The following is a 24,756-nucleotide window of genomic DNA, read 5'->3' as shown; positions in this document are numbered from 1 at the left end:
TGGTTGCAACCCTTATGGCATCCGAAAGCACTCTCGTACGCGCCGTCCCTTCGGCAGCGGCAGCCCCCGGCGATTCCGGCAGTTCCGCGGGCGAGCAGGGACGCACCCTGCCCTCCAACGTCGAGGCCGAGGCCGCCTTCCTGGGTGCAGTGCTGATCGACAACCGGGTGATCGAGGAACTGCAGACGCAGCTGACGCCTGCGCACTTCTTCGAGCCGGTCCATGCCCGCATCTACGAGCGCGTGCTCAACCTGCTCGATCGCAAGGCAGTCGTGACGCCGGTCACGCTGCGTCCCTACTTCGAATCGGACGAGGCGCTGAAGGCGCTGGGCGGCGTGGGCTACCTTGCCCGCCTGACCGCAGACGGACAGGGCCTGCTGGCGCCGCGCGAACTGGCCGACCAGATCTACGACCTCGCCCTGCTGCGCGAGCTGATCTCGGTGGGGCGCAACCTCGTCGAAAGCGCGATGGACACCTCGGAATCGGTCGAGCCGCTGGAGCAGGTCGAACGCGCCGAAGCCGCGCTCTACAAGGTGGCCGAAGGCGCCGCGACGCAGAGCGAGGCGCAGAGCTTCGGCGTTGCCACCCGCACCGCGATCCAGGCGATCGAAAAGGCGTTCAATTCGGGCGGCCACGTCTCGGGCAAGACCACCGGCCTCAATTCGGTAAACGAGAAGATCGGCGGCCTGCACGATTCCGACCTTATCATCCTTGCCGGACGTCCCGGCATGGGCAAGACCTCGCTCGTCACCAACATCGCCTTCAACGCGGCGGATCGCCTTCAGCGCGACCATGCCGACGGCATCACCACCGAGAAGTCGGTCGGCTCGGCCGTCGCCTTCTTCAGCCTCGAAATGAGCGCCGACCAGCTGGCGACGCGTATTCTTGCCGAGCAATCGGGTATCAGTTCCGAAGCGCTGCGCATGGGCAAGATCAGCCGCGAGGACTTCCAGCAGCTCTCGTTCGCCAGCCAGCGCCTTGCCGAGCTGCCGCTCTATATCGACGATACGCCGGGCCTCACCATTGCGGGCCTGCGCACCCGCGCGCGCCGCCTCAAGCGCCGCCACGATATCGGGCTGGTGGTGATCGACTATCTCCAGCTGTTGCAGGGCTCGGGCCGTGCCACCGACAACCGCGTGAACGAAATTTCCGAAATCTCGCGCGGTTTGAAGACGCTGGCCAAGGAACTGCACGTTCCGGTGATCGCGCTCTCGCAGCTTTCGCGTGCGGTGGAACAGCGCGAAGACAAGCGCCCGATGCTGTCCGACCTTCGTGAATCGGGCTCGATCGAGCAGGACGCGGACATGGTCTGGTTCGTGTTCCGCGAAGACTATTACGTGAAGGCGACCGAGCCGAAATTCCCCAGCGATACCGATACGCCCGACGTGAAGGACAAGTGGGAAAGCTGGCGCGCGAAGATGGAGGAAGTCACCGGACTTTCCGAACTCATCATCGCCAAGCAGCGCCACGGCGCCACCGGCAAGGTGCGCCTGCGCTTCGAGGCGCGGATCACCAAGTTCTCGGACCTCGCGCACGACGACCTGCGCGCCAACCAGTACGGCTCGGACGACTGATTGCAATCTTCGGGCTCAGTGCCCCTCATACGAAAAGGCCCGCGTGGAGCGATCCGCGCGGGCCTTTTCGTATGAGGGTGAGCTGTTGCGATCAGCCCGCCGAAGAGGCCGTATCCGCATCGCTGCTGGCGATGGCGGTATCTGCCGCAGGGACATCTGCTTCTTCCGGGCCGTAGATGAAGCCGAAGGCCGCGTTCGGGCGCAGGCCGAGCGAATGCGTCGGGCTGTACCACACGCGCACGTCCGACCAGTCCCCCGCTGCCGAGACGTCCTCTGCCATCGCGTCACGCTCGACCATGCCGGGGCGCGACCAGTTGGCGTGGTTGAGGATGACGTGGCGCGCATCGACGACCTTCTCGATCACCGCGACGTGGCCGTAGGGCATCGAGCCGGTGGCCTTGAACACCAGAACGGCACCGGTGCGCGGATCGTGGCCACGCTCGTAAGTGCCGGCGGCCTGCGTCCACCAGGTGGCGGCATTGCCGTGCAGGTCGACGTCGGAATGTTCGCGGGCATAGGGCGCGCACTGCAGCGGCGAGGCCATAACGGGCGTTGCAAAGAGCGACGCGATCAGAGCTGCTGCGGGAACCCACTTCATGGGAGAAAGTTATAGGCAGGAGAGTGTAACCGGGACACCTGCCGACCCGGAAGGTTGCCGTTCGTCTTGCACGGTTCGTCGCGCGGTGAACGGTGGGCTGTGCATAATTCATCGCCCATACACCGCAATGCAGCATGATCGGGCGCAAGGGCATCCGCCCCTCCACCGCGCGCTCACGCTACTGATTCGAGAACTTTTTCTGTCGCGCGGCTTGCGCAAAGTTGCCGGATGCGATCGCGATCCGCCGGATCGACGGGGTTGTAGACGATCATCGCCAGATCGGTCCGCCCATCCACTGCGAACCCTGAAAACTCCAGCGCCAGCTCGCCCAGTTCGGCATGGCGGATACGCTTGATCCCGCCGCCGAAAGCGCTGACGTCGCGGTCGTGCCACAGGCGGCGAAACTCCGCGCTGGTCTCGCACATCTCGTCGACCAGCGCCTGCGCTCGGTCCTGCGCCCCTGCACGCGCCACATCGGCACGAAACACCGCGACCACCATGCGCGCCACGCTTTCCCAGTTCTCCTGATGGCCGCGCACCCGGTCATCGCGGAACATCATGCGCAGCACATTGCGATCGCGCGGCGGAATGGTGGCGTAATCCGTCAGAACGACGCTCGCCGCGCGGTTCCACGCGATGATATCCCACAGGGCGTTCTTGATCATGGCCGGAGCCGGATCGAGCGCATCGAGCACGCCCTGCAAGCGCTGCGTCACGCCTTGCGGGTCCTCGACCGCTTTTACCCGCACGTCGGGCGCATGCCCCAGCGCGACGAGAAACAGATGCTCGCGCTCGACATCGGTCAGCAGCATCGCGCGCGCCAAACGGTCGAGCACGTCCGCAGACGGCGCCCCGCCGCGTCCCTGCTCAAGCCAAGTGTACCAGGTGGCGCTGATGTTCGCGAGCTGGGCCAGTTCCTCGCGCCGCAGCCCCGGCGTGCGGCGACGGCCCGCCGGAAAGCCGAAATCCTGCGGGTCCATGCGTTCGCGCCGATCGCGCAGGAACGTTCCCAAAGATGTGCTGTCGGGCATGTGCGGCCTTTCAGTTATACCTGTTTAGAAGGTATTCATTACCCCGATACTCCGCAAGACCGGCAGCGGCGGAACAAAACGCCGCGCCGACCGTCTTTTCGGTTGAAAAACGGTCGCCATCTGCCCGACTGACATGAAAGCACCGCAAGGACGGGCGATGTCCGCTTCCGGCCACGGCTGAAGGGAGCAACGATTGGGTCAGCACCCGACCTTGATAGAACGCCTGCCGCTGCTGCCGGACAAGCCAGCTGCCGGATATGCCTTTGCTGTCGTGCTCAGCCTTGTTGCACTTGCTCTGCGTTGGCAACTCGATGCTGCCTTCCCACCGGGTTACCCTTACCTGACCTTTTTCCCTGCCGTGATCCTGACATCGTTCCTGTTTGGGCCGCGCCCCGGCATCGCCGCCGCGCTGGTTTGCGGCATTTTCGCATGGTACTTTTTCATTGCTCCGCGCGGGAGCTTCACGTTCGACGCGCGGACGCAGGTCGCGCTGAGCTTCTACGGCTTCGTCGTGGCAGTCGATATCGCGCTCGTTCACCTGATGCAGGCCGCGAACCGTCGCCTCAGCGCCGCGCGCGAGACCGTACACGACCTTGCGGAAGAGCGCGGACGGCTGGCGACCCGTGCGGAAGTCCTGTTTCAGGAACTCCAGCACCGTGTCGGCAACAATCTGCAGATGATCGGCGCCATGCTATCGCTGCAACAGCGTGGACTGAGCGATCCCGCCGCGCGCGCTGCACTGGACGATGCCGCCCGGCGCCTGCAGGTGATCGGCAACATCCAACGCGAACTCTATCGCCACCACGGCGACGACGTGCCGCTGGACACCTTCATTACCGACCTTGCGACGAAACTTGCCATCGCCACCACTCATGCCGGCGTGACCATCCACGTCGAAGCCCATTCGGGCCGGGCCTTGCGACAAGGTGCCGCAATTCCAGTGGCGCTGATTGTTGCAGAAGCGATCGCCAACGCGGTCGAGCATGGCTGCCCGGATCATGTCGGCACGGTCCACATCCACTGCCTTCATGATGCTGCCTCCGGCGGGATCTCCATCCGTGTGCGGGATCGGGGCCCCGGCCTGCCGTCCGCTTTCGACGGGCAGGCCGCCACCAGCGTCGGCTTGCGCCTGTCTCATGTCATGGCACACCAACTGAGCGCAGAACTGCTGCTCGAAAATGACCGATCCGAAGGCGATGCCCCCTGCGGCGTGGTCTCCACGCTCACCTTGCCGCACGAACACCTGCTTCCGCATACATGAGCCCCGTGCCACTTCCAGACCTCGCTCCTGCCCTGCGCAACACTCTGCTTGATGTCGCCGCGATCATGACCGGAGCGCGCGAGCGCTGGTGGATCATCGCCAGCGCTGCCGCCGCATTGCACGGTGCCGCGCCGATCGAGGTGGCCGATGTCGATGTGCTGCTTTCGGTTCCAGACGCCAACACGATCCTGCCGCGCCTAGGGCTCGCCGTAGGCCCCGGCACGGCGAACGAGCGCTTCCGTTCGGCCCGCTTCGCCACCTGGCAATCTACCGCTCTACCTGTCGATTTCATGGCAGACTTTCACGCGCGGGATTTCCAGCGGCCAGATGGACCGAAATGGAATCGCGTAATGCCGCAAACCCGCGTTTCGATCGATCTTTCCGGCGCAAGGCTCTACATCCCCTCACGTGTTGAACTTCACGCTCTTTTTCTGAGCTTCGGGCGCCCGAAAGACCTTGCGCGGGCACGGCTTCTTGCCGCTCTTCCCGCGCCGGATCAGGGACAAGCGTATCTTGGTGACGCCCGCTAACTTGCAGTTCACTCCAAGGCGCCTACATTGGCGAGGAGAAAGGACGGATTCCCTCCAAGATGAACAACGACGACCAGCCTAACGGCAATCCCTGGGTGAAGAGCCTCTTCGTATGGGGCGGTATCTTCCTGGCCCTGCTTCTGGTGGTATCGATGTTCGGATCACGTGCCGAAAGCGGCCCGCTGATCCCCTATTCGGACTTCCGCGCCAAAGTCGCGCAGGACACCGTCGCCTCCGTCGATATCGGCGACGACCGCATCGACGGCAAGCTGAAGAACGGCGAGAATTTCTCGACCATTCCTGTCGCCAACGACACTTCACTGGTCCAGCTACTTCAGGACCATGACGTGCGCTATGCTGGCAAGTCGCCCGAGCAAGGCAGTATGCTGCTGTATGTGCTCGCCAATTTCCTGCCATTCCTGCTGCTTCTGGGCATTGCCGTGTTCGCACTGCGACAGGTCCAGAAGGGCGGCGGTTCGGGGGCGATGGGCTTCGGAAAATCCAAGGCCAAGCTGCTGACAGAACGCGCCGGTCGCGTCACCTTCGACGACGTTGCCGGTATCGACGAAGCACGCGAGGAACTCGAAGAGATCGTCGAGTTCCTGCGCGATCCGGGCCGCTTCTCCAAGCTCGGCGGCCAGATTCCCAAGGGCGCGCTGCTGGTCGGCTCGCCCGGCACCGGCAAGACCCTGCTCGCCCGCGCCATCGCCGGGGAGGCAGGCGTTCCGTTCTTCACGATCTCGGGTTCGGATTTCGTCGAAATGTTCGTCGGCGTCGGCGCAAGCCGCGTGCGCGACATGTTCGAGCAGGCCAAGAAGAATGCGCCATGCATCGTCTTCATCGACGAGATCGACGCCGTGGGCCGTCATCGCGGCTCGGGCCTCGGCAACTCGAACGACGAACGCGAGCAGACGCTGAACCAGCTGCTCGTCGAGATGGACGGCTTCGAGGCGAACGAGGGCATCATCATCATCGCGGCGACCAACCGCCCCGATGTGCTCGATCCCGCGCTGCTGCGCCCCGGCCGTTTCGACCGTCAGGTCGTGGTGCCGGTGCCCGACATCGATGGTCGCGAGAAGATCCTGGCCGTTCACATGAAGAAGGTGCCGCTGGCGCCCGACGTGAACCCGCGCGTGATCGCACGCGGCACGCCCGGTTTCTCGGGTGCGGACCTCGCCAACCTCGTCAACGAAGCCGCACTGCTGGCCGCGCGCCGCAGCAAGCGCCTCGTCGCGATGCAGGAGTTCGAGGACGCCAAGGACAAGGTGATGATGGGCGCGGAACGCCGCTCGATGGTCATGACCGAGGACGAGAAGAAGATGACCGCCTATCACGAAGCGGGCCACGCGCTCGTCTCGGTGCATGAACCGGCGTCCGATCCGATCCACAAGGCCACGATCATCCCGCGCGGTCGCGCGCTGGGCATGGTCATGCGCCTGCCTGAGCGTGACAGCTATTCGTATCACCGCGACAAGATGCTGGCGAACCTCTCGGTCGCCATGGGTGGCCGTGTCGCCGAAGAACTGATCTTTGGTTACGACAAGGTCTCCTCGGGCGCCTCAGGCGATATCCAGTACGCCACCGGCCTCGCCCGCTCGATGGTCACGAAATGGGGCATGTCCGACAAGCTCGGTCCGCTCCAGTACGAAGACCAGCAGGAAGGCTATCTCGGCATGGGCGCCTCGCAGCGCATCATGGGATCGGACGAGACCAACAAGCTGATCGACAGCGAGATCCGCGAACTGGTCGACAACGCCCACGCCCGCGCGACGCAGATCCTCACCGATCGCAACGAGGAACTCCACACGCTGGCGCTGGCGATGCTGGAATACGAAACGCTGACAGGCGATGACATCAAGCAGTTGCTGGAAACCGGCAAGCTCGACCGCCCCGGCGACATGACGCTGGCTGCGGGCAAGCCCGTGGCCGTGCGTGGCTCGTCGATCCCCAAGGCGGGCAAGCGCTTCTCCGGCGGCCCGGCAGCGCAGGGTATCTGACGGTGAAATTTTCCGGTCCGTTCCACCGAACGGGAACCGGATGAACGAACCACGGTTCTCCTTCATGGAGAATGCAGGAAGGGGCGTTGGACCAAGGGTCCGACGCCCCTTTGCTTTGGGCAATCGGTTCGCGAAAGCGACAGGCGGGTCGGCTTGACCATGGCGGACATGTGCTCTGCCCTGCCGGACGCACCTCTACGCTTCAAACGGTGCCGACACTACTCGCAAGCGGGCGAAAACCGCTCAAAAGCTGGTCTGCGCCATGATCATCACGAAAAACAGCGTCAGGGCCATCGCCGCGAACCACACCAGCATGCCCGTTCGCCAGAGCGCACCCCAGCGGCTGACCAGATAGGCACCGCGCAACTGTCGATACATGTGCAGCGGCGGAAGGAAGACGAGCACACCCACCAGCCCTCCCCAGCCAATGGCCGAGCAGAGCATCGCCACGATCACCAGAAGTGTCATGAAGCACAGTGAATACGTCACGAAAACGGTGTGATCGTACAAGTGGTATCGTCGGGAGAACGGGAAAAGCAGCCAAAGGAAAGGCACCGAAATCGGAATCAGCGCCCAGCTGTATTTGTAGGCATAGGTCTGTATCTTGTAGATCGCGAGGTCGGGATTGCTCTGGAACTTGCGGATCGCGCCGACGATACGCGGGCGCAATGTCTTGTCGAGTTGCGAAATCGACGTCCCGCTGGCCACCAGATTCCCGCCCTTGTCCGACAGGGCATCGCGCGTGCCATGCAGGACATCAAGGCCATCCTGGGCATTGTCGATCTGCTTGTCAATCTGATCGGTATCGCGCCCGGCGGCGATCAGTCGGCCCCGTTCAGCCTTCAACTGGCCAAGTTTCAACTCACTGGTGGATATGGCTTTCTCGATGGCGGAAGGGTCTGATACTGCCGCTGTGGCGTGTCCGCCCTCGTGGTCTTCCACGGCATGGAACACCGCGAACATCACGAAGACGAAGAACAGGAACAGCGCGATCGGCGACACGTAACTCGCCCGTTTACCCGCGATATATTGCCGCGTCAGTCGCCCCGGATGCAAAACCAGTAAGGGCAGCGTGCGCCAGACCCGCCCCTCGAAATGGAAGACGCCGTGCAGCAGATCGTGGAAGAACGCGCCCAGCGTCCGGTGGACATGCGCCGCCTGCCCGCAGACATGGCAGTGAGAGCCGATCAGCCCCGTCCCGCAGTTGAGGCAGGCCGTTTCATGGGTATGGCCATCGCTTTGCGCACCGTGCGGTTCGACACCACCGCCGTCCACAGCCGCCGAAAGCAACGCCCCCTGCCCCAGTTCCGCCAGTCCTTCCCCTGCACTCATCATCGCCCCCAGCAATCCGCTGGTCGCGAGTGTGCCGTACGGATCGCTGCAGCGCAATGCAGGTCTAGAGTTCGGCGAAGCCTCCGGCACGGCCACCCTGCAACTTGCGCTCGATCGCGGACCAAAGACCGGCAAACGCCTGCGCCGCTGCGCTTTTCGGCGACAATACGCCTACCGGCTGACGCTGCACGGCACCCTGTTCAACCACGCTGGCATAGGGCACCGAGGGCCACTCCGGCTGCGCGGCGCGCACTTCCCGGTGGAGACCGCGACGCAAGTCGAGCATCGAGAGAACAGGCAGGATCGGCGGGTGTCGTTTTCCAGCCCCGGCGATCTCACGGACCACCAGATCAAGCGCCCGCGCCGAAAGCGGCGAAGGCGGCAACGGCACGATCACGAGATCGGCCGCGCGAATGATCTGGGCGGACAGTTCGTTCATCACCGGCGGGCAATCCAGCACTACGCGGGGATAATGCTGCGTCAGTTCCTCGGTCAGCCGCGCCAGTCGCTTGCGCTTGCCGATCTGCAGGAGCCGGGAATCGAGCGCACGGATGCTGTCATCGGCCGGCAGCACATCCAGCCCGGCATAAGAGGTATGCTGGATCAGCTTCGCAACGGCACGGCCGCGCGTGAAGACCTCTTCGACAAGATGCGTCGATTGTGGCTGAAGATCGTAGAGAAATCCCGATCCGCCTGCGGCATCGAGATCCCACAACAAGGTACGGTGCCCGGTCATTGCACTGGAACACCAGGCAAGGTTGGCCGCGAAGGTCGTCTTTCCGACGCCACCTTTGACGCTGTACACGGCGATCGTCGCACCAGCAGGTGCAAGCGCGCCATCAGCGTCCTGCTCACCAGGATGTCTGGCGGCTTCATCCGGCTTTCGCACGCCGCCCATGGCGAACCCTGCGATCCGGGGAAGTTTTCGGTTCTTGTCCTTCACCGGGAAGAGACTTGCGCCTCATCCCGGCAAGGTCAAGTGCCGGGGATCAACCGTCGTAATCGGCGCCCAGCGAGGTGTTGCGCGTCGGCGCCGAAGCCGTGATGCGCAGCGCTTCGGCCGACTGGCTCAGCGAGCCGACATCGTCCATCTCGTCATCGTCTTCCGGCAGGTAACGCTGCATCGAGGTGACCAGCGTTTCCTTGAGAATCTTGGGCGTCACGGTTTCTTCCGCGATCTCGCGAAGGGCGACGACGGGGTTCTTGTCACGATCGCGCTCGAGCGTGAGTTCCGCACCACCCGAGATCTCGCGCGCACGCTGCGCAGCCAGCAGGACCAGGTCGAAACGGTTGGGGATCTTGTCGACGCAATCTTCGACAGTAACGCGCGCCATGGGCACTCCGTGAAAATTCGAGAGTTCGGAAAGGACGGCAACTAGGCATCGGCTGCCGAAAAGTCAAGGAAAGCCGCATCCTTTCCAAAACGCTGTCCTGTCCGATATCGAACGCATGAGGTCGGAAGGAACCTGTAGCCTCTTCAACCGCTTGGCCCAAGGGCATATCCTGCCCGGCCTGTCACTCAAGGGATTTTCATCATGGCCAATATCGCCATTACCGGCGCGGGGCGCGGCATCGCGCTCGAAATCGTGAAGCTCCACCTTGCCAAGGGCGATCGCATCTTCGCCCTGCTCCGCGATCCCGATGGCGCCGCCGAACTCAACGCGCTGGCTGCCGACAGCGAGGGCCTCATCACGCTTCATGCCATGGATGTTTCCGAGGACGAATCGGTGCGGCAAGGTACGGCCGATACCGGAGATACGCCGGTCGATATCCTGTATAATGTGGCTGGCGTTCTGGGCCCGCGCGCATCGCAGGTCGAGCATGCCGATTTCGACGAATGGCTGGGCGTCCTGAACGTCAACGTCATCGGCCCGATGCGCGTGTTTCAGGCGTTCCTTCCCCGGCTCCGCGAAGGCAGCAGGGTCGTCAATTTCGGCAGCCAGATGGGCGCATCGACCTGGACGCATCCGGGCGCGGAAATCTACTGCACGTCCAAGGCCGCAGTGCACAAGCTGACGCAGCAGGTCGCGACCGGCACGACGGATCGCGGCATCATCGCCATCAGCGTCCATCCGGGCTGGGTGCAGACCGACATGGGTGGCCCCGGCGCCGACATTACGCCGCAGGAAAGCGCGTCGGGCATCGTCGCTCTTGCCGGGCGGCTCACGCCGGACATGTCAGGCGGCCTGTACAAGTGGACCGGCGAGCCGCACGCCTGGTAAGAAATGAACGTGCGGACGACGGGAATACCCCTTCGTCCGCACGCTTTATTCCTCAAGCTTGCGCCAAACCCTCGCGCGCAGCAGCGAGCATCCCGCGCAGCCATTCATCATGGCCATTGATCATCGGGTTCGGCACGGCTGCCGCCAGCGCCTTTGCAGGGTTGCCGTTCTGGGTTTCCTGCGTGAGGACGCGCACCCGGCCGCCCTCAATATCTTCGATCAACCAAGCATGATGCACGTCAAGCCGCTCATCGCCCTCACCCGACCAGCCATGCCACGCGACACGGCCCGGCGCTCCAGCCTGCGGAGCAACATATTCGGTCACTTCGCAATCGACAGGAAAGCCGAAGGTGCGGAAAAAGAAACGAGTCCCCTCTGCAAGCACCGGACCATTCCCATCGGGGAAGGCAATGTCAGCGCAATTCGCGTAGTAGCTCGGCCACACTTCAGCGTTGGCCAACAGTGGCCACACCTGGTCGGCGGTGAGTCCAGCCACGATCATCTCGTTCGAGGCAAAATTGTCGGCAAAGCCGGGAATGTAACCTTCCGGCCAGAAAATGGCGTTCATCGTAGGATCTCACTCGATATTTCATGGCGAACACCATCTGTATTCACCTTGCGGCTGTTCATTTGCTCCTCGCTCAGCCATTATTCCAATTATGACTCCGGATGATCGTCATCGCCATGACTGATATCAAGATTTTCGACCTCAATCTCCTCAAAGCGCTCGACGCCCTGCTGGTCGAACGTAGCGTGACGCGGGCCGCCAGTCGGCTCAACTTGTCGCAACCGGCAGTCAGCGGCATGCTCGCACGGCTAAGGGAAGCGTTTGCCGACCCACTGTTCGTTCGGGGGCAGCGCGGCATCGTGCCGACTGAGCGCGCATTGCAATTGGCTGCACCGCTCCGGCAGGCGCTGGACGAATTGGACAGCCTGTTCCAGCCCCCATTTTCGACCCGTCGAGCGCCCGAGGCACATGGCGTATTGCTGCGACCGATTATGCGCTTCACACTCTTGCCTTGCCCTGTCTTTCACGCCTTCGCTCGCTTGCTCCAGGAATACGGGTTTCGGTCCAACCCGTACCCGAGGTCGAACTGGGCGCATGGTTCGACAATGGCGACCTCGATCTGGCGCTGACCACGCCGCAGATGGCACCGGGATCGCTGCGCTCCCGCCACCTGTTCGATGAGCATTACGTTGTCGCGATGCGGGCCGATCATCCGGTCGCCGGAGCATTGCCCGACCTCGACACGTTCTGCGCGCTCGATCATGCGCTGGTTTCCCTGGGCGGCGACGATTTCTCCGGCGTGACCGACACGGCCCTGGCCGCGATCGGTCGCTCGCGACGGGTACAGGCATCTCTCGGCAGCTTTCAGGCGCTCGCTGATCTGCTGCGCACAACCGATCTGGTAACGGTCGCCCCTTCGCGGCTTTTCCGGCATGCTCCGGGCATCGTGGCGTATCCGCCGCCGATCGACGTGCCCGGCTTCAGCAAGATCGCCGTGTGGCATGAGCGAAGCCACCGCGACCCCACGCAAGGCTGGCTGCGCGCACTGCTTTTCCAGCAGGCAGCCGGAGATGCCCCTCCCTCATCCCCACTTGCGGACAACGCATGAAACCTTAACCTCTCCCGAGACTTGCTTGGCCGACCCCAAGGAGTTTCCCGCATGTCCCAGACCGTCGCAGATGTCATCGTTGAAACGCTGGAGCAGGCCGGTGTACGCCGCTGTTACGGCGTTCCGGGTGACACGCTCAACCATGTCACCGACTCGATCCGTCGCTCGCAAATCCGCTGGGTTCACATGCGCCATGAGGAAGCCGGTGGGTTCGCCGCAGGAGCCGACGCCATGGTGACAGGCGACCTCACCGCCTGCGCCGGTTCATGCGGTCCCGGTAGCCTGCACTTTATCAACGGCCTGTTCGACAGTCATCGCAACCGGGCGCCGGTAGTCCTTATCGCCAGCCAGATCGTACGCGACGAACTCGGCTTCGATTTCCCGCAGGAAGTGGACTACAAACCGATCTACCAGAGCTGTTCGGTATTCTGCGAGGAGATCCGCACACCCGGACAGGCCCGCCGCATGACCGCGATGGCCGCACAAGCCGCGATCGCGAAGAAAGGCGTTGCGGTGCTGATCGTTCCTGCCGACGTCTCCAGCGCCAAGGCGCCCGACGAGCCTGCCTTCCGCGTCCATCGCGCGACACCGCGGACGCTTCCTGCGCAGACAGAACTGGAGCAACTGGCAACAGCCCTGAACGCCGGCAGAAAAGTCGCGATCTATGGCGGTTCGGGAACGCATGAAGCCCACGATCAGGTGATCGCGCTGGCCGAAAAGCTGAAGGCGCCGGTGGCGCATACCTCGCGTGCCAAGGATTTTCTGGAACACGACAACCCCTACCTCGTAGGCATGACCGGTGTGTTCGGTTCCGAAGCGGGCTATCACGCGCTGACCGCGTGCGATACGCTGCTGCTGCTCGGCTGTGACTTCGCGTGGCGCCAGTTCTATCCCGAAAAAGCGACGATCCTGCAGATCGATCTTGACGGCACCCACCTTGGTCGCCGCCATCCGGTAGACATCGCCGCAGTCGGCGATGTGCGCTCGACGCTCGATGCGCTGCTGCCGATGATCACCCCAAAGGATGATCGCGCCTTCCTCGACCAGTGCCTGAAGCATCACGCCAAGGCCCAGAGCGAACAGTCCAAGCATGCCGTGGCCAATGACAAGGTGCCGATCCATCCGCAGTATCTGACCGAGACCATCGCCAGACACGCGCAGCCTGACGCCGTGTGGACGGCCGATGGCGGCTCCCCGATGGTGTGGTGCCTGCGCCATGTCCCTGCGACCGGCCGGAACCGCACGGTGATCTCGCTGACGCATGGGACAATGGCCAATGCCATGCCCAATGCACTGGGTGCGCAGGCAGCCTGCCCCGGCCGTCAGGTCATCTCGCTTTCGGGCGACGGCGGCATTGCCATGCTGCTGGGCGACCTGCTGACCGCCATTCAGGAAGACCTGCCGATCAAGGTCTGTGTGTTCGACAACAGTTCGCTGGGCTTCGTGGAGCTTGAACAGAAGGTCGAAGGGCTGCTCGACTCCTACACCAACCTCAAGAATCCCGACTTCGCACGGGTTGCCGAGGCCATCGGCTTCTGGGCACGGCGCGTGGAAAAGGCCAGCGATCTGGACAATGCCGTGCGAGACTGGCTGGCAACGCCCGGCCCCGCACTGCTCGATGTCGTTACCGATCGCATGGAACTGGTGATGCCGCCCAAGGTACAGGCCAGTCAGGTTTTCGGCACCGCGCTCTATTCGGCCAAGGCCGTGCTTGCGGGCCGAGCCGAGGATGTGAAGGGGCTGCTGCGTGGTGCCCTGACCTGATTGCGCCTGTGCCGCGCGAAGAGGAGCCTATCCTGTTTTCTCCCCCTCGCGCGGCGTATCCGCCCAGGGCATCCCGTCAGAACGGGTATGCCGGCGCTTGCTTCCCTCTTGATCGAGACCCACTGCCACTCGGTGAACCCCTCCCTGTTGGCCGGAGCGACGATCGAAGTGCCGTTGCCCTAAGCCCCGACCTCACCTATCATCACAAGCTATCCTGCAGATGACAGTTCTCCGGATCTGGCCGTCATGACAATGACTTACTGCGCAAAAATACAATGATTAAGGATGCTGCGTATCGCCTCCGCTGTTATCGAACTGGTACATACAGTCATCAAGCGACGATGTAGCCGATCCGCTAGTATTGCCATAGTCCCAGCGAAACGGCAGCACAGTTAATTACCTGCCGCTTGGCCCAAGCATGCTAATCACCGTGGGACCAGTGCTGCCCGAAGACCTACAGGCGTTACAACCAGTGCCAGCATGGCACCGAAAACCAGCTTGCCACCCAATGCGCACCACCAGTTCACGTCCTGCCAGCCCAAGGCAGCGAATATCGCCAGCGCGATTGCCGAACAGACCAGCGCCGAGACCAGCGCCATCGCGATCGCACGTACCCATGGCGAATACGGCAGGATCGAGCGCTCCGATAACGCCTCAACCTTGCCTGCCTGCCGCTTTGCGCGCGCTATCAGACCCGGCACCAGTACCCCCATCAGCGTGATCATGAAGCTCTGCGGCAGAGTATCGAAAACGAGGTTGCCAAGGCCCCAGACCGGCACTCGCGCCTCCAGACGAAACACCACGAGAAAAAAGGCCAGACTGAGGACGGTGTTGATCGCCACACTGGTCAACGTCTCGCGGCGGATGAAGTCGGACGCAGAGATCGCGCCCGGCTCGACCGGCAGAACACTCGTCTCGCTCACTTCCCTTCCTCCCACAGGCGCACCGGACCGATAAGGCCGGAGGGTCGCAGCGGCGCATCGGCACGATAAGTCGGCATCGCCGTCCAGGTGATCGCCTTCGCGCCGGGTTGGGCATCACCGATCAGGCGATTGACCCAGGTATCGGCGACCTGCACCTCCAGCGTGTTGGCGCCCGCCTTCACCACCTTGCCGATATCCAGCCGGTAAGGCGCATGCCAGACGGTGCCGACCGCGACACCGTTGACCCGAACCGCAGCCAGATCGCCGACCTGCCCAAGGTCAAGCCACAAGGGCGTGCCGGCCTTGTGTGACGCGGGGACTGTGAAGCGGCGCGAATAGGTCGCCACACCGGAGAAATATTTGATACCCGGATCGGCGCTTTCGCTCAACGAACCCAGCCGGGGCAGGTTCGCTGATACCGGAGCGCCGCGATCCGGCTGGAAGGCGACCTTCCAGCCACTGTCGAGATCACCCGCCAGGGCATGCGAAACCGGCGTGGGCACGGTAAAGCCAGCCTGCGTGGTCGGTTCGCGGAACACCACGAAGACGGCGTCATCGGCGGTGAGCGAGAGCGGCACGATCGTCTCGCCCTCGACGATCCGGTAACTTACCGGCTCGGACGTTCCGGTCTCGGGGTGCCACAGTTCGGGGCGCTTTCCGGTCACGCGGAAATGCGCCTCGATGGTCTGCGCGGTGTCGGCCGGGTTCGAGAGATAATAGATATCGCCCTTGTCGTCGCGGCGATGGACGAAGGGGATGGCCACGCCCGCCGCGGCCCCGGTGAAGCGGAAATCGGGCGCGACGCCCATCCCCGCAAGCGCGCCTTCCACGTCGTGCGAGGCGATAACCCGGCCCTTGCCGATCATGGCCTGCCCGCCACCCGGCCACAGCCGGTCGACAAGGCTCATCCACTGCGCGCCCTCGCCCTGCTCACTGGCGACGAGGCTGGGCGAAAGCTGCGGTTTCTCGCCGATCACCGTCGCCCCGCCCTCAACGAGAGCGGACAGGCGACGCAGCGCCGCCAGCGTCATCCGGCTGGACGAACCGCCGAGATAGATCGCGCGATAACGCGCGCCTGCGGGCGTCACGACATCGGTCCCGTCATTGGTCAGCAGCGTGTTCAGAGCATCGAAGTTCAGGAAATCATAGGCATGGGTAACAGGCGCGTCGGCGACCGGCTTATCGCCATAGAGCGAGGTCAGCGGCGCCTCCTCGCCATGGAAATAGGCCAGATCGGCCACGTTGCGCCCTTGCTGCAACATCAGCGAGGAGCGCGAGATATAATCCACCCACGGCTTCGCCATGCCGGACCAGCTCTCCATCCGGTTGAAGTACTGCCCGAAGATAAACAACGAGAGGCCCGGCTTCTTGTCATCCACCGGGACATGGACCGAGGTATGCACCACCGGGCGGTTGACGCCGGTCACGAACTCCAGATCGATAACGTGCTTCAGATCCTTCGGCGCAAAAGCCCAGGGCGCCATCTGCGAGGTCATCGATTCCGCCGCGACAAGGTTCTGCCCGTAAAGGTGCGCAACCGAGGCAGCGCCCTTGATGTCGGCGACCAGCGACTGGCGCGGCCCCTCGGCCTTGTTGAACGCCCACATCGCCGCCATCGGCACATCGGTGTGGCTGCGCATGGTCATGTCGTCGCCCAGCATCGGGCGATGATCCTCCAGCGCCTCGCCATAGAGCTTGAGGCCGTTGGCATGGGCAACGCGCGCGATAGTGCCGTAGTGCTCGCTGGCCAGCAGGTCTGCCAGTGTGCGGCGATAATCGTAGAGGAAGCGATCGGTATCCTCACGCGAGCCGACGAGAACACCGGTCAGCGCGGGTAGCCAGGGCGTGGGGTCATAGCCGCGCAAGGCCCGGAATTTCGCGATCATCTGCGGCGTCCAGTTCGCCTCGCCCGCCTCGATCGAGTCCGTCAGCAGTGCACGGATGCCGTGCTGGCCGATCAGGCCATCGCCCACCGTCTCGCGATACATGCCCAGATAATGGTCGAGATAGGCCTCCACCGCCTTGCCGTCGTACTTGTCGACTTCCAGACCGGTCGCCTCGGGTGTCGCCGGGTGATTGGTCGTGCCCAGCAGCGACCAGCCGAGCCGCAGGACCTGCCAGTACTGCCCTTTGGGGAGCTTTGGCGCGGTCCAGTCAAGCGTGCCATCCGCTTTCACCCGGTCCGTCAGGTCGATGACCTTCGCGGCATCGATACCACGTACGGCATCGTTCACCGATCCCAGCGCATAATAGTCCGGGCTCATCACGAAACCGGCCTTGGTCTCGAACCGGTCCACCCGCGCTTGCGACGTGAGCGCGAAAGTGCCGACGATCAGGGGCTTCTTCGCCATAGCCGCGCCGATGCCGTCGAACAGCCCCCCCATCGCCACACCCGGTGCCGGAGAGCCCAGCCCGCCATGAAGTGGCGCAGGGTTCAGAACGACACGGAAATGCGCAGCCGTCACCGCCGGAAAGCTGGCCGTCGTGGGTACACCGCTGAGCGTAAGGTCGGTGATCTTGGTCCAGGTCGTGCCATCCTCGCTCGCCTCCACAGCGGCAAGAAATGGTGAACCCGAAAAGGGAATTACGACGTCCGGCAAGAACAGCGTGACGCTGCGCATCGTCACGGCTTTCGGATAGTCCAGCCGCAGCACCGGCGCGGTGCCGTCCTTGCGCGCCAGCGTGACCCCGCGCCGAGATCGCTGTCCGACAGCGCACCGGCGGCGAGCGCGTTGCCCAGCCCGTCGTGCGCCTGAGGCATGGGCAATGCCGCCACCTCGGAGACCGAATAGGCCAGAACCGGGCCACTCCCGGTGAAATGCCCCGCCGCGGGCGCAGGGTGCCCGGAAATCATTTCCTCGATGCCGAGCGCAGGATGCAGGTCCTGAAAGGGGCCGGTCGTGCCAGGCAGCGCGGGCAGCGCACCGGTCAGTCGCTGCCCCGATGCGAGCGAGACGCTCGACCAGACCAGCTTCTTCATGCCATCCTTGGGCGCGACCCACGGCCCGCCGGTCTCCGACCAGCCGGGCGAGGAGGCGATGGCAAACTCCAGCCCCTGCCGGTCCGCTTCCTGCACCGCGAAGCGAAAGGCATCCTTCCACTCAGGCGTCATATAGGCCAGCCGCTTGTCCACGATCTGCGGGGTCTGGAGATTGGCATCGAAATTCTGGACACCGCCGATACCGACGGACTTCATCCACGCCAGATCCTTGGCGATGCCATCCTTGGTGATGTTGCCGTTCATCCAGTGCCACCACACGCGCGGGCGGGCAGAGGCCGGGGGATCGCGGAACTCCTGCGCCAGTACGCTGTCGGTGGCGGCAGGTGCCTGCGCGCTTCCCGAGGTGGCAGGCTCCCCCGCCAGAACGGGCGCGGCGACAAGGCCACTGGCGAGACAAAGCATGATCCGAAAGCGCCTGCGCGACATTTCCAACTCCCGATTTTTCCAGCCCCGCCCGTTGCAGGCTTTGGCCGATATTTTCTTCTGCGATCATCAGGCTGGCGCAACCGCCAGCCCGCGACAAGACCTAGATCGATCCGCGCGCGGCGATCGCCCCCAGCACCCGCGCGCTGGGTTTGGGCGTCCGTACGAAAGTCTCGCGGTCGACACTGCACAGCCCGAAATGCGGCTTGTACCCGAAGATCCACTCGTAGTTGTCGAGCAGCGACCAGTGCACATAGCCCAGCACCGGCACGCCATCGGCCATCACCTGCCGCAAATCGCGCAACGCCGCCGGAATGAAGCGGGCGCGGAGCGTGTCGTCGTCCGTGCCGACGCCATGCTCCGAAACCAGGATCGGCACGCCGGTTGCTTCATGGGCGTACTTCACAGCCCCGGCGAGCGAGGGCGCATAGACCTCGGTTCCCGACCAGTTGCGATCCGCACCGTCCGGTGCCGGAAGACGCCCCTTGTCGTTCCAGACCGCGCGTTCGTAGTTCTGCACGCCGATGAAATCGTCGCCCTTCGCGATCTCCAGCCACATGCCATACAGCTCTTGGCGAACGGCATCGCGCAGCGAGTTCTTGCCCGCCGCCTCCTCGTCGATGATCGAGAGCGTAAAGCCCACCGGCAGATCGCCGCGCACTGCCTTGATCGCCGCGCGCGCCGCCTTGTGCCCGGCGGCAAGGCCATGCTCGATGGCGTCGATATCCTCTGGCCCGGCCACATTGGCGCAGACGAACCTCGCGACGCCCAGACGCTTGGCGGCGGCCTGCACGGTGGCGCGCTGCGCGTCCCATACCGGCGGCGGCAGGATCTTGCGCAGCAGCAGCAGGATGTTCGGCTCGTTCAGCGTCATCGCCATGCCGATATCGGCGCCGATCGCGCGGGCGACCTTGTCGCAGTAGTTCGCGAAAAGCGCAGGCGCGTCGGGATTGGTCCAGCCGCCCATTGCGCTGAACCACCGCGGCGCGGTGAAATGATTGAACGTCACCAGTGGCGCGATCCCGCGATCCCGGCACCCGGCCACCATCGCCTTGTAGTGATCGAGCATCCCGCGCGAGATCAGGCCCTTCTCCGGCTCGATCCGTGCCCACTCGATGCCGAAGCGATAGCTGTTGAGGCCCAGCCCCTTCACGATATCGAGATCGGTCGGCCACAATTCCAGACTGTTCACCGCATCGCCCGAAGGCTCGGCAAAGACGGTCGGTTGCTGATGTTCGAGGAACCACAGGTCCGAGGCGATGTTGTTCCCCTCGACCTGATGCGGTGCCGTCGCGGCGCCCCAGAAGAAGCCTTTGGGAAATGGCGTGGATGCTTTCGCTACAGCCGCCTTTGCCGCAGCCCTTGCGCTCAAAGGCGCAAGCCCTGCAAGCGCCCCTGCTCCTGCGCCGACGGCCAGCAACGCACGGCGGTCCATCCGGAAATTCTCGGTCATATCGGCCTCTTTCACAGGGTGTCAGAAAGGAAGGTGAGAAGCTCATCGGACAGGCGCGTGTCCGAAGTGCCAAGATGCATCGGCAGTGTGTAGTGGGTGTGCCCGCTGGCGAGATAGCCGCGCGGCAGAGTGCCGTGGCGCTCCAAACGCGCCTGCATCAGCCCGGCCCACTCCCGCTGGAAGCGCGGCGGATCGTACTGCGCCCCGGCGAGGTAGAGCGGTAGACCGGTCGCAACGACAGCCCCCAGCGGCATGCGGGATGCGTAATCCGCCTGAGGCCCGTAATAGCGCTCGTCCCGGTCATCGAGAGGGGTGAATCCGTAGAGCCCGGACAGCAGGATCGCCGCTTTCACGAGATCGGCATGGTGCGGATCGTCGCGCAGGAAGCCCGCGACATGCACCGCCCCCGCCGACGTGCCCATCACCACGATCCGCGCCGGATCGCCGCCATGCTGCGCAGCATTTTCGCGCAGCCATGCCACTGCGGCGCCGACGTCCTGCGCCCCGGCTGGCCATTGGTGATCGGGCGCAAGGCGATAGTTCATCACTGCGCCCAGCATGCCGTTGGCTGCGGCCCAGCGCCCGATATGGGCGCTCGACCAGCCGCTCTGCGAGCCCTCGCCCCCCTTGTCACCCATCAGGAAACCGCCGCCATGGACGAACAGCAGGACGGGAAGGCCCTCATGCTCACTATCGCGATAGAGGTCGAGCCGATGGCGCGCATCATCGCCATAGGCGCAATCGAGCGCCACCGGAGCGATCTTCTCGGCCAGCCCCTGCTGTTCGGCGGCGAACAGGTCGCGGCACGCCGCCACGACCTGCGGCCCCATCCCGCTGCCCATCGCCATGATGGCCCTGCGGATTTCGGCGGGTTGGGGTCCGGTCATCGTCGGTTTCTCTCCGGTCGTTTCAGGCAGTCGCTTCAGAACCTGGGGCTTCAGAACTTGGCATCGAGGCTGATGCCGACGTTGCGGAACGACTGCGGGCCATAGATCGCCCCGACATTCGCCTCGCCGCTGTCCGTCGTATAGGGGAAGCTGCTCTGCATCAGCGACGGCTCATGCACGTTGAACAGGTTTCGCACGAAGACCGAGACCTGATAACGCTGGTCCTGCGTTCGCAGCCCCATCCGGCCGCCGACCATCCAGTGCGGGCGGAAAGTCGTGCCCGAATAGGAATTCTCCTCATAGCGGATGCGCGACTTCCACACGGTATCCGCTGCCAGGAAAGCGCCCAGACGCTCGCCGATCGGAACGGTGTATTCACCCGAAAGCGTGAACTTGTAGCGGGGCGAATAGGCCAGCTGGCTGCCGCCGATGTCCGTGCCGTCGGTGCCGAGATAGCCCTTGGGATAGGTCGCCTTGGCATAGATGAAGCCGGTGTTGAGCGAGAGGTTCGGGGTGATGTTGCCGAAGAAATTCACCTCGACGCCGCGCGTCTTCACGCCGTTCACGTTCTTCTGGTCGCACGAGATCACGCCGGTTCCATCCACGGTGCAGCTCTGCGCCTGGAAGTTGTCGATCTTCATGTAGAACGCACTGACATCGGCCACCCAGCCGCCGAACAGCGTGGACTTGAAGCCCACTTCGTAGCTGGTCGGGATTTCCGGCAGGACGACATAGGGCGTGCGGCCATCGGTCGGCACCGCGATCTGGCCACCCTTGAAGCCGCGCGAAACGGTGGCATAGGCCATCGTGTTGCGCGCCAGATCGTATTGCGCGCCCAGACGCCACGACCATTCCTCGGCATTGAGCACGGTATCGGCAGTGCTCGGCATCTGCAGCGACAAACGATCGGTGGTGTAGCGCGTGCCGGTGATGAGGCGCAGAGAATCCCCGATGTGCGTGGTCGCCTGCCCGAAGAACGCCAGCGATTCATCGCGGATCGTCAGCGCGGGAACCGTCGTAGAGGCGATCGGGATCACAACATTTTCCGCCGGAACCAGCGTGACGTTCACCGTCTCGGGATCGCGATTCTGCTTCTGGTTCGAATAGAACGCCCCCACGGTATATTCGATAGTGTTGGTGGCTGCCGAACTGACGCGGAATTCCTGCGTAAAGAGGTTCAGGTTGCGATCAACCGGTTCGTTTTCCACCTGCAATTCCAGCGGATCGCCACGGAAGACGTTGGAAGAGGCGCCAGAGCCCAGTTCGCCCGACTTGCGATAGGCGGTGATTGAGGTCAGTGTGAAGGGATCGGCGGCATAGTCCACCTGCACCGACCCGCCGTAGTTGCTCGTCGTGCCCTTGTAGTGCGAACTGGTGCAGTAGTCGCGGTTGCCCTCCTTCACGGTCACACCGCAGCTGGCGAGGCGATCGGTGATGCCCACCGCGTCATAGCCCGCGCCGCCGAAGAACGAGCCGGGGCCACTGGTCTTGATGAAGGTGAAGAAGTCGCCGCCGTTCTCCGCGCTGGAATGCGCATAGTCGCCGATCAGGTTCACGGTCAGGCGATCGGTCGGCTCCCACAGCAGGCGGCCGCGCACCGAATAGCGGTTGTTGTCGTTGAGATCGCCAGTCGTGGCATTGCGGTCCACGCCCTGACGCAAGTTGGCAACGCCGGAAATGCGCGCGGCCATGTTGGACGAGATCGGAATATTGACGACGCCCTGCACCACCTGATTGCCGTACTTGGCACCGGCGGTTCCCGCGTTCGACAGTTCGGTGCGCACGCGGGCGGAAAACTCGCCGAACTTGGGCGCGTTGGTGGTGATGTTGATGACGCCCGCAGAAGTGGTCAGGCCGAACAGGGTGCCCTGCGGGCCTTTCAGCACCTCGACACGGGCAACGTCGAACAGATCGGAAATATTGGCGTTGCCCTGGCTGACCTGATCGACGACCACGCCCACCGAAGCCACCGCGCCTGGCGAAAAGGTCATCGTGCCGATGCCGCGGATCGAACCGCCGCCACCGGTGTTCTGGCCCGGCGCCGCCTGAATCTCGAGGCTCGGCGCAATGCGGGCCAGATCGTTCACGGTATTCACCTGCTGGCGCTCAAGCTGCGCGGCGCTGGCGACGGTGATCGAGATCGGAACTTCCGTCACCTTTTCGGCGCGGCGCTGCGCGGTGACGATGATTTCCGACGGCGGCGGTGCAGCAGCGGCGGGTTCGGCGCTGGTGGCGTCCTGCGCCATGGCCGGAACGCCGAAAGCCGAAACCGCGACGCCGCACAGCAGAGCGAATTGCCTGGTCTTTTGCCCAGTCTTTTGCATGGTCTGTTCTCCCTGACAGGTATTTGGTTTGTTTTTTGAGTTTTGAGTATTGAAGGGCGAAAATTCAGATTTCGTCGATTACCGGATTGGTCAAAGTCCCGATCGGCCCGACCGATATTTCCACGGTGTCACCCGCCTTCATGTAGAGCGGCGGCTTGCGCTTGTCGCCGACACCGCCCGGTGTACCGGTGGCGATTACGTCACCGGGATTGAGGGTGGTGAAAGTGGAGCAGTATTCGATCACCGTCGGAATATCCCAGATCAGGTCCGAGATCGGCTGGTCCTGCAGCAGTTCGCCGTTGAGGCGCGTCTGCACCCGCAGCGAAGTGAGATCGGACACCTCGTGCGCCGGGATCATCGCCGGACCGAAGGCGCCGGTGCCGGGCCAGGTCTTGCCCGGCGTGAACTGGATGTTGTGGCGCTGCCAGTCGCGGATCGAGCCGTCGTTGAACACCGCATAACCGGCGATGTGATCCATCGCATCAGCCTTGGAAATGCGACGCCCCGGCTTGCCGATCACGATGGCGAGTTCACCCTCGTAGTCGAAACGCTCGCTTTCGGGCGGACGGACCATCGGCTCACCATCGGCGATCAGGCTGTCGGCCCAGCGGGTGAAGATCGCGGGATGATCCTTCTGCTCGCGCCCGGTCTCGGCAACGTGGGTGGCATAGTTCAGGCCCACGCACAGGATCTTCTCGGGGTTGGGCACCGCCGGCAGCAGCGTAACCTCGGCGCGCGCATACTCGCCGGTGACAGCCAGAGCCGCCAGATCGCCGCCGAGCGCATCCTTCAACCATGCATCGCCACCGGGCGCGCCCAGATCGTGCACCGTCCCGCCTTCAAGGCGGCCGAAGCTGGCGGTGCCGTCAGGGCGCTTGAAGCTGATGTACTGCGTCATGTCCGTCTCTTTCTTCGCAAATGCTGCATTCAGGCGCCCAGCGGCGCAGGCTCCCAGTCGCGCCGGAAGCGGAAGCGCTCCTCGGCGCGGCGCAAGCCCTCGAAATCCTTGTCCGACATGCCCCACTGGTCGATCCGGCCTTCAGGCCAGGTCCAGTCATCCGGCGCACCGACCCGATAGTCCTCGGCCACCTTCTCGACCGCCGTGGAGAACTCGATCACCGGGCCGAACGGCGCGATGTAATAGGCATAGACATTGGCACCCGGCCCATGGCGGCCCGGTCCCCAGGCAGGCACCTGCGCATGATCGCGCAAGCGGCCGATGCCGCGCATCACCGCGTCGATATCCTCCATCTCGAAAGCGACGTGGTTGAGCGAGGTGAACCCAGCGCGAGCAAAGGCGGTGGAATGGTGGCTGTCGTTGCAGCGCACGAAAACCATACCCTTGGTACGGTCCGACACGCGGAAGCCGAGCACCTGCTCCACGGCATCGCCGCACCCTTCCGCATCCGCTGCGTTGAACACCACATGCGTGAGCTTGACCGGCAGGTCCTTGCCCGCGATCGGCGCAACTTCCGCTGCGTCGACGAGAAAGCGCAGCAGCACGCCCTCGGGCAGCTCGACCAGCAGGCCATGGCCACCGCCCGGATCGGACGAGGTAACAGGCGCCGCCGTCCACCCCGCCTCGCTCACCCGCGCTGACAGCGCGGCAAGGTCAGCCGCATCGCACACGAAGGTCGTCGTGCGCACAAACTCGCTTTCCGAAGGCTCCAGCGCGACGAGGTAGGGGAACGGGCCGGAACCGCGCAGATAGCGCGTGCCGCCCTGCTCTCCGGCCTCGGCCATGCCCCAGATGCCGGTCATGAACGCCGCTGCCGCTGCCGGATCGGGCAGCGCCAGTTCGATGCTGCGCAGACGGATGG

Annotated in this window: 22 protein-coding genes; 8 read left to right on the top strand and 14 right to left on the bottom strand. The window is 63.9% G+C overall.

Annotated elements, in window-relative coordinates; translation table 11 throughout:
- Nucleotides 1-14: 14 nt before the first annotated feature.
- Nucleotides 15-1,574: a replicative DNA helicase gene (locus CI805_RS15520; protein ID WP_260929032.1), complete on the top strand. Its 1,560-nt coding sequence runs from the start codon at nucleotides 15-17 to the stop codon at nucleotides 1,572-1,574.
- 91 nt (nucleotides 1,575-1,665) lie between these two features.
- On the opposite strand, the gene CI805_RS15515 is transcribed toward CI805_RS15520, so the two are convergent.
- Entirely contained in the window at nucleotides 1,666-2,172 is a 507-nt protein-coding gene (locus CI805_RS15515) for a CHAP domain-containing protein (protein ID WP_260929031.1), read from the bottom strand.
- Between the two features lie 173 nt (nucleotides 2,173-2,345).
- Nucleotides 2,346-3,203 (bottom strand): helix-turn-helix transcriptional regulator, encoded by an 858-nt coding sequence (locus CI805_RS15510; RefSeq protein ID WP_260929030.1) that lies wholly within the window; start codon nucleotides 3,201-3,203, stop codon nucleotides 2,346-2,348.
- Nucleotides 3,204-3,396: 193 nt separating this feature from the next.
- On the opposite strand from CI805_RS15510, the gene CI805_RS15505 reads away from it, so the two are divergent.
- Genes CI805_RS15505 through ftsH form a run of 3 tightly spaced genes read left to right on the top strand, consistent with a single transcriptional unit; the run spans nucleotide 3,397 to nucleotide 6,991 of the window.
- Nucleotides 3,397-4,464, top strand: coding sequence for a sensor histidine kinase (locus CI805_RS15505; protein ID WP_260929029.1), 1,068 nt, complete (start codon nucleotides 3,397-3,399; stop codon nucleotides 4,462-4,464).
- 5 nt (nucleotides 4,465-4,469) lie between these two features.
- Nucleotides 4,470-4,994 (top strand): hypothetical protein, encoded by a 525-nt coding sequence (locus CI805_RS15500; protein WP_260929027.1) that lies wholly within the window; start codon nucleotides 4,470-4,472, stop codon nucleotides 4,992-4,994.
- Between the two features lie 59 nt (nucleotides 4,995-5,053).
- The gene (gene ftsH, locus CI805_RS15495) at nucleotides 5,054-6,991 is read left to right on the top strand and encodes an ATP-dependent zinc metalloprotease FtsH (protein ID WP_260929025.1); all 1,938 of its coding nucleotides are present in this window, start codon (nucleotides 5,054-5,056) and stop codon (nucleotides 6,989-6,991) included.
- 243 nt (nucleotides 6,992-7,234) lie between these two features.
- On the opposite strand, the gene CI805_RS15490 is transcribed toward ftsH, so the two are convergent.
- From CI805_RS15490 to rpoZ, 3 genes are read right to left on the bottom strand one after another with little or no spacing between them, the layout of a single operon-like run.
- Entirely contained in the window at nucleotides 7,235-8,419 is a 1,185-nt protein-coding gene (locus tag CI805_RS15490; protein ID WP_260929023.1) for a DUF3667 domain-containing protein, read from the bottom strand.
- Nucleotides 8,388-9,266: a ParA family protein gene (locus CI805_RS15485; RefSeq protein WP_260929021.1), complete on the bottom strand. Its 879-nt coding sequence runs from the start codon at nucleotides 9,264-9,266 to the stop codon at nucleotides 8,388-8,390. The genes CI805_RS15490 and CI805_RS15485 overlap by 32 nt, the downstream gene beginning before the upstream one ends.
- 46 nt (nucleotides 9,267-9,312) lie before the next feature.
- On the bottom strand, nucleotides 9,313-9,657 hold the full coding sequence (rpoZ, locus tag CI805_RS15480; protein ID WP_260929020.1) for a DNA-directed RNA polymerase subunit omega: 345 nt from the start codon (nucleotides 9,655-9,657) through the stop codon (nucleotides 9,313-9,315).
- A 201-nt stretch (nucleotides 9,658-9,858) separates the two neighbouring features.
- On the opposite strand from rpoZ, the gene CI805_RS15475 reads away from it, so the two are divergent.
- Nucleotides 9,859-10,545: an SDR family NAD(P)-dependent oxidoreductase gene (locus tag CI805_RS15475; RefSeq protein WP_260929019.1), complete on the top strand. Its 687-nt coding sequence runs from the start codon at nucleotides 9,859-9,861 to the stop codon at nucleotides 10,543-10,545.
- Nucleotides 10,546-10,597: 52 nt separating this feature from the next.
- On the opposite strand, the gene CI805_RS15470 is transcribed toward CI805_RS15475, so the two are convergent.
- The gene (locus tag CI805_RS15470) at nucleotides 10,598-11,113 is read right to left on the bottom strand and encodes an SRPBCC domain-containing protein (RefSeq protein WP_260929017.1); all 516 of its coding nucleotides are present in this window, start codon (nucleotides 11,111-11,113) and stop codon (nucleotides 10,598-10,600) included.
- A 101-nt stretch (nucleotides 11,114-11,214) separates the two neighbouring features.
- Between CI805_RS15470 and CI805_RS15465 the strand changes: the two genes are divergently transcribed.
- From CI805_RS15465 to CI805_RS15455, 3 genes are read left to right on the top strand one after another with little or no spacing between them, the layout of a single operon-like run.
- Entirely contained in the window at nucleotides 11,215-11,682 is a 468-nt protein-coding gene (locus CI805_RS15465; protein ID WP_260929016.1) for a LysR family transcriptional regulator, read from the top strand.
- Entirely contained in the window at nucleotides 11,565-12,161 is a 597-nt protein-coding gene (locus tag CI805_RS15460; RefSeq protein ID WP_260929015.1) for a LysR substrate-binding domain-containing protein, read from the top strand. The genes CI805_RS15465 and CI805_RS15460 overlap by 118 nt, the downstream gene beginning before the upstream one ends.
- Before the next feature lie 51 nt (nucleotides 12,162-12,212).
- Complete coding sequence (locus CI805_RS15455; protein WP_260929014.1) at nucleotides 12,213-13,925, top strand: thiamine pyrophosphate-dependent enzyme; 1,713 nt, start codon at nucleotides 12,213-12,215, stop codon at nucleotides 13,923-13,925.
- 425 nt (nucleotides 13,926-14,350) lie between these two features.
- Here CI805_RS15455 and CI805_RS15450 read toward each other — a convergent pair whose 3' ends face one another.
- The 8 genes from CI805_RS15450 to CI805_RS15420 form a co-directional block, all read right to left on the bottom strand.
- Complete coding sequence (locus tag CI805_RS15450) at nucleotides 14,351-14,848, bottom strand: hypothetical protein (protein ID WP_260929013.1); 498 nt, start codon at nucleotides 14,846-14,848, stop codon at nucleotides 14,351-14,353.
- Entirely contained in the window at nucleotides 14,845-17,502 is a 2,658-nt protein-coding gene (locus tag CI805_RS15445; RefSeq protein ID WP_313958585.1) for a glycosyl hydrolase, read from the bottom strand. Before CI805_RS15445 ends, CI805_RS15450 begins: the two co-directional genes overlap by 4 nt.
- Nucleotides 17,472-18,251: a glycosyl hydrolase gene (locus CI805_RS20935; protein ID WP_313958584.1), complete on the bottom strand. Its 780-nt coding sequence runs from the start codon at nucleotides 18,249-18,251 to the stop codon at nucleotides 17,472-17,474. The genes CI805_RS15445 and CI805_RS20935 overlap by 31 nt, the downstream gene beginning before the upstream one ends.
- Before the next feature lie 124 nt (nucleotides 18,252-18,375).
- Nucleotides 18,376-19,725, bottom strand: coding sequence for a family 1 glycosylhydrolase (locus CI805_RS15440; protein WP_260929012.1), 1,350 nt, complete (start codon nucleotides 19,723-19,725; stop codon nucleotides 18,376-18,378).
- A gap of 11 nt (nucleotides 19,726-19,736) precedes the next feature.
- Nucleotides 19,737-20,612: an alpha/beta hydrolase gene (locus tag CI805_RS15435; protein ID WP_260929011.1), complete on the bottom strand. Its 876-nt coding sequence runs from the start codon at nucleotides 20,610-20,612 to the stop codon at nucleotides 19,737-19,739.
- A 50-nt stretch (nucleotides 20,613-20,662) separates the two neighbouring features.
- Entirely contained in the window at nucleotides 20,663-22,936 is a 2,274-nt protein-coding gene (locus CI805_RS15430; protein ID WP_260929009.1) for a TonB-dependent receptor, read from the bottom strand.
- Between the two features lie 64 nt (nucleotides 22,937-23,000).
- On the bottom strand, nucleotides 23,001-23,834 hold the full coding sequence (locus tag CI805_RS15425) for a fumarylacetoacetate hydrolase family protein (protein ID WP_260929007.1): 834 nt from the start codon (nucleotides 23,832-23,834) through the stop codon (nucleotides 23,001-23,003).
- A gap of 29 nt (nucleotides 23,835-23,863) precedes the next feature.
- Entirely contained in the window at nucleotides 23,864-24,754 is an 891-nt protein-coding gene (locus CI805_RS15420) for a VOC family protein (protein WP_260929673.1), read from the bottom strand.
- Nucleotides 24,755-24,756 lie beyond the last annotated feature (2 nt).

Origin of the sequence: Novosphingobium sp. 9 (assembly GCF_025340265.1) — a bacterium.
Classification (GTDB): domain Bacteria; phylum Pseudomonadota; class Alphaproteobacteria; order Sphingomonadales; family Sphingomonadaceae; genus Novosphingobium.
The sequence above is the reverse complement of the archived record's forward strand: the minus strand, read 5'-3'. Positions and strand labels throughout refer to the sequence as shown.

What these genes read in the sequence shown, in the direction of transcription:
- CI805_RS15520 (WP_260929032.1), top strand. Translation starts at nt 15, where the DNA reads ATGGCATCCGAAAGCACTCTCGTACGCGCCGTCCCTTCGGCAGCGGCA.
- CI805_RS15515 (WP_260929031.1), bottom strand. Translation starts at nt 2,172, where the DNA reads ATGAAGTGGGTTCCCGCAGCAGCTCTGATCGCGTCGCTCTTTGCAACG.
- CI805_RS15510 (WP_260929030.1), bottom strand. Translation starts at nt 3,203, where the DNA reads ATGCCCGACAGCACATCTTTGGGAACGTTCCTGCGCGATCGGCGCGAA.
- ftsH (WP_260929025.1), top strand. Translation starts at nt 5,054, where the DNA reads ATGAACAACGACGACCAGCCTAACGGCAATCCCTGGGTGAAGAGCCTC.
- rpoZ (WP_260929020.1), bottom strand. Translation starts at nt 9,657, where the DNA reads ATGGCGCGCGTTACTGTCGAAGATTGCGTCGACAAGATCCCCAACCGT.
- CI805_RS15475 (WP_260929019.1), top strand. Translation starts at nt 9,859, where the DNA reads ATGGCCAATATCGCCATTACCGGCGCGGGGCGCGGCATCGCGCTCGAA.
- CI805_RS15470 (WP_260929017.1), bottom strand. Translation starts at nt 11,113, where the DNA reads ATGAACGCCATTTTCTGGCCGGAAGGTTACATTCCCGGCTTTGCCGAC.
- CI805_RS15465 (WP_260929016.1), top strand. Translation starts at nt 11,215, where the DNA reads ATGATCGTCATCGCCATGACTGATATCAAGATTTTCGACCTCAATCTC.
- CI805_RS15455 (WP_260929014.1), top strand. Translation starts at nt 12,213, where the DNA reads ATGTCCCAGACCGTCGCAGATGTCATCGTTGAAACGCTGGAGCAGGCC.
- CI805_RS20935 (WP_313958584.1), bottom strand. Translation starts at nt 18,251, where the DNA reads ATGCTTTGTCTCGCCAGTGGCCTTGTCGCCGCGCCCGTTCTGGCGGGG.
- CI805_RS15440 (WP_260929012.1), bottom strand. Translation starts at nt 19,725, where the DNA reads ATGACCGAGAATTTCCGGATGGACCGCCGTGCGTTGCTGGCCGTCGGC.
- CI805_RS15435 (WP_260929011.1), bottom strand. Translation starts at nt 20,612, where the DNA reads ATGACCGGACCCCAACCCGCCGAAATCCGCAGGGCCATCATGGCGATG.
- CI805_RS15430 (WP_260929009.1), bottom strand. Translation starts at nt 22,936, where the DNA reads ATGCAAAAGACTGGGCAAAAGACCAGGCAATTCGCTCTGCTGTGCGGC.
- CI805_RS15425 (WP_260929007.1), bottom strand. Translation starts at nt 23,834, where the DNA reads ATGACGCAGTACATCAGCTTCAAGCGCCCTGACGGCACCGCCAGCTTC.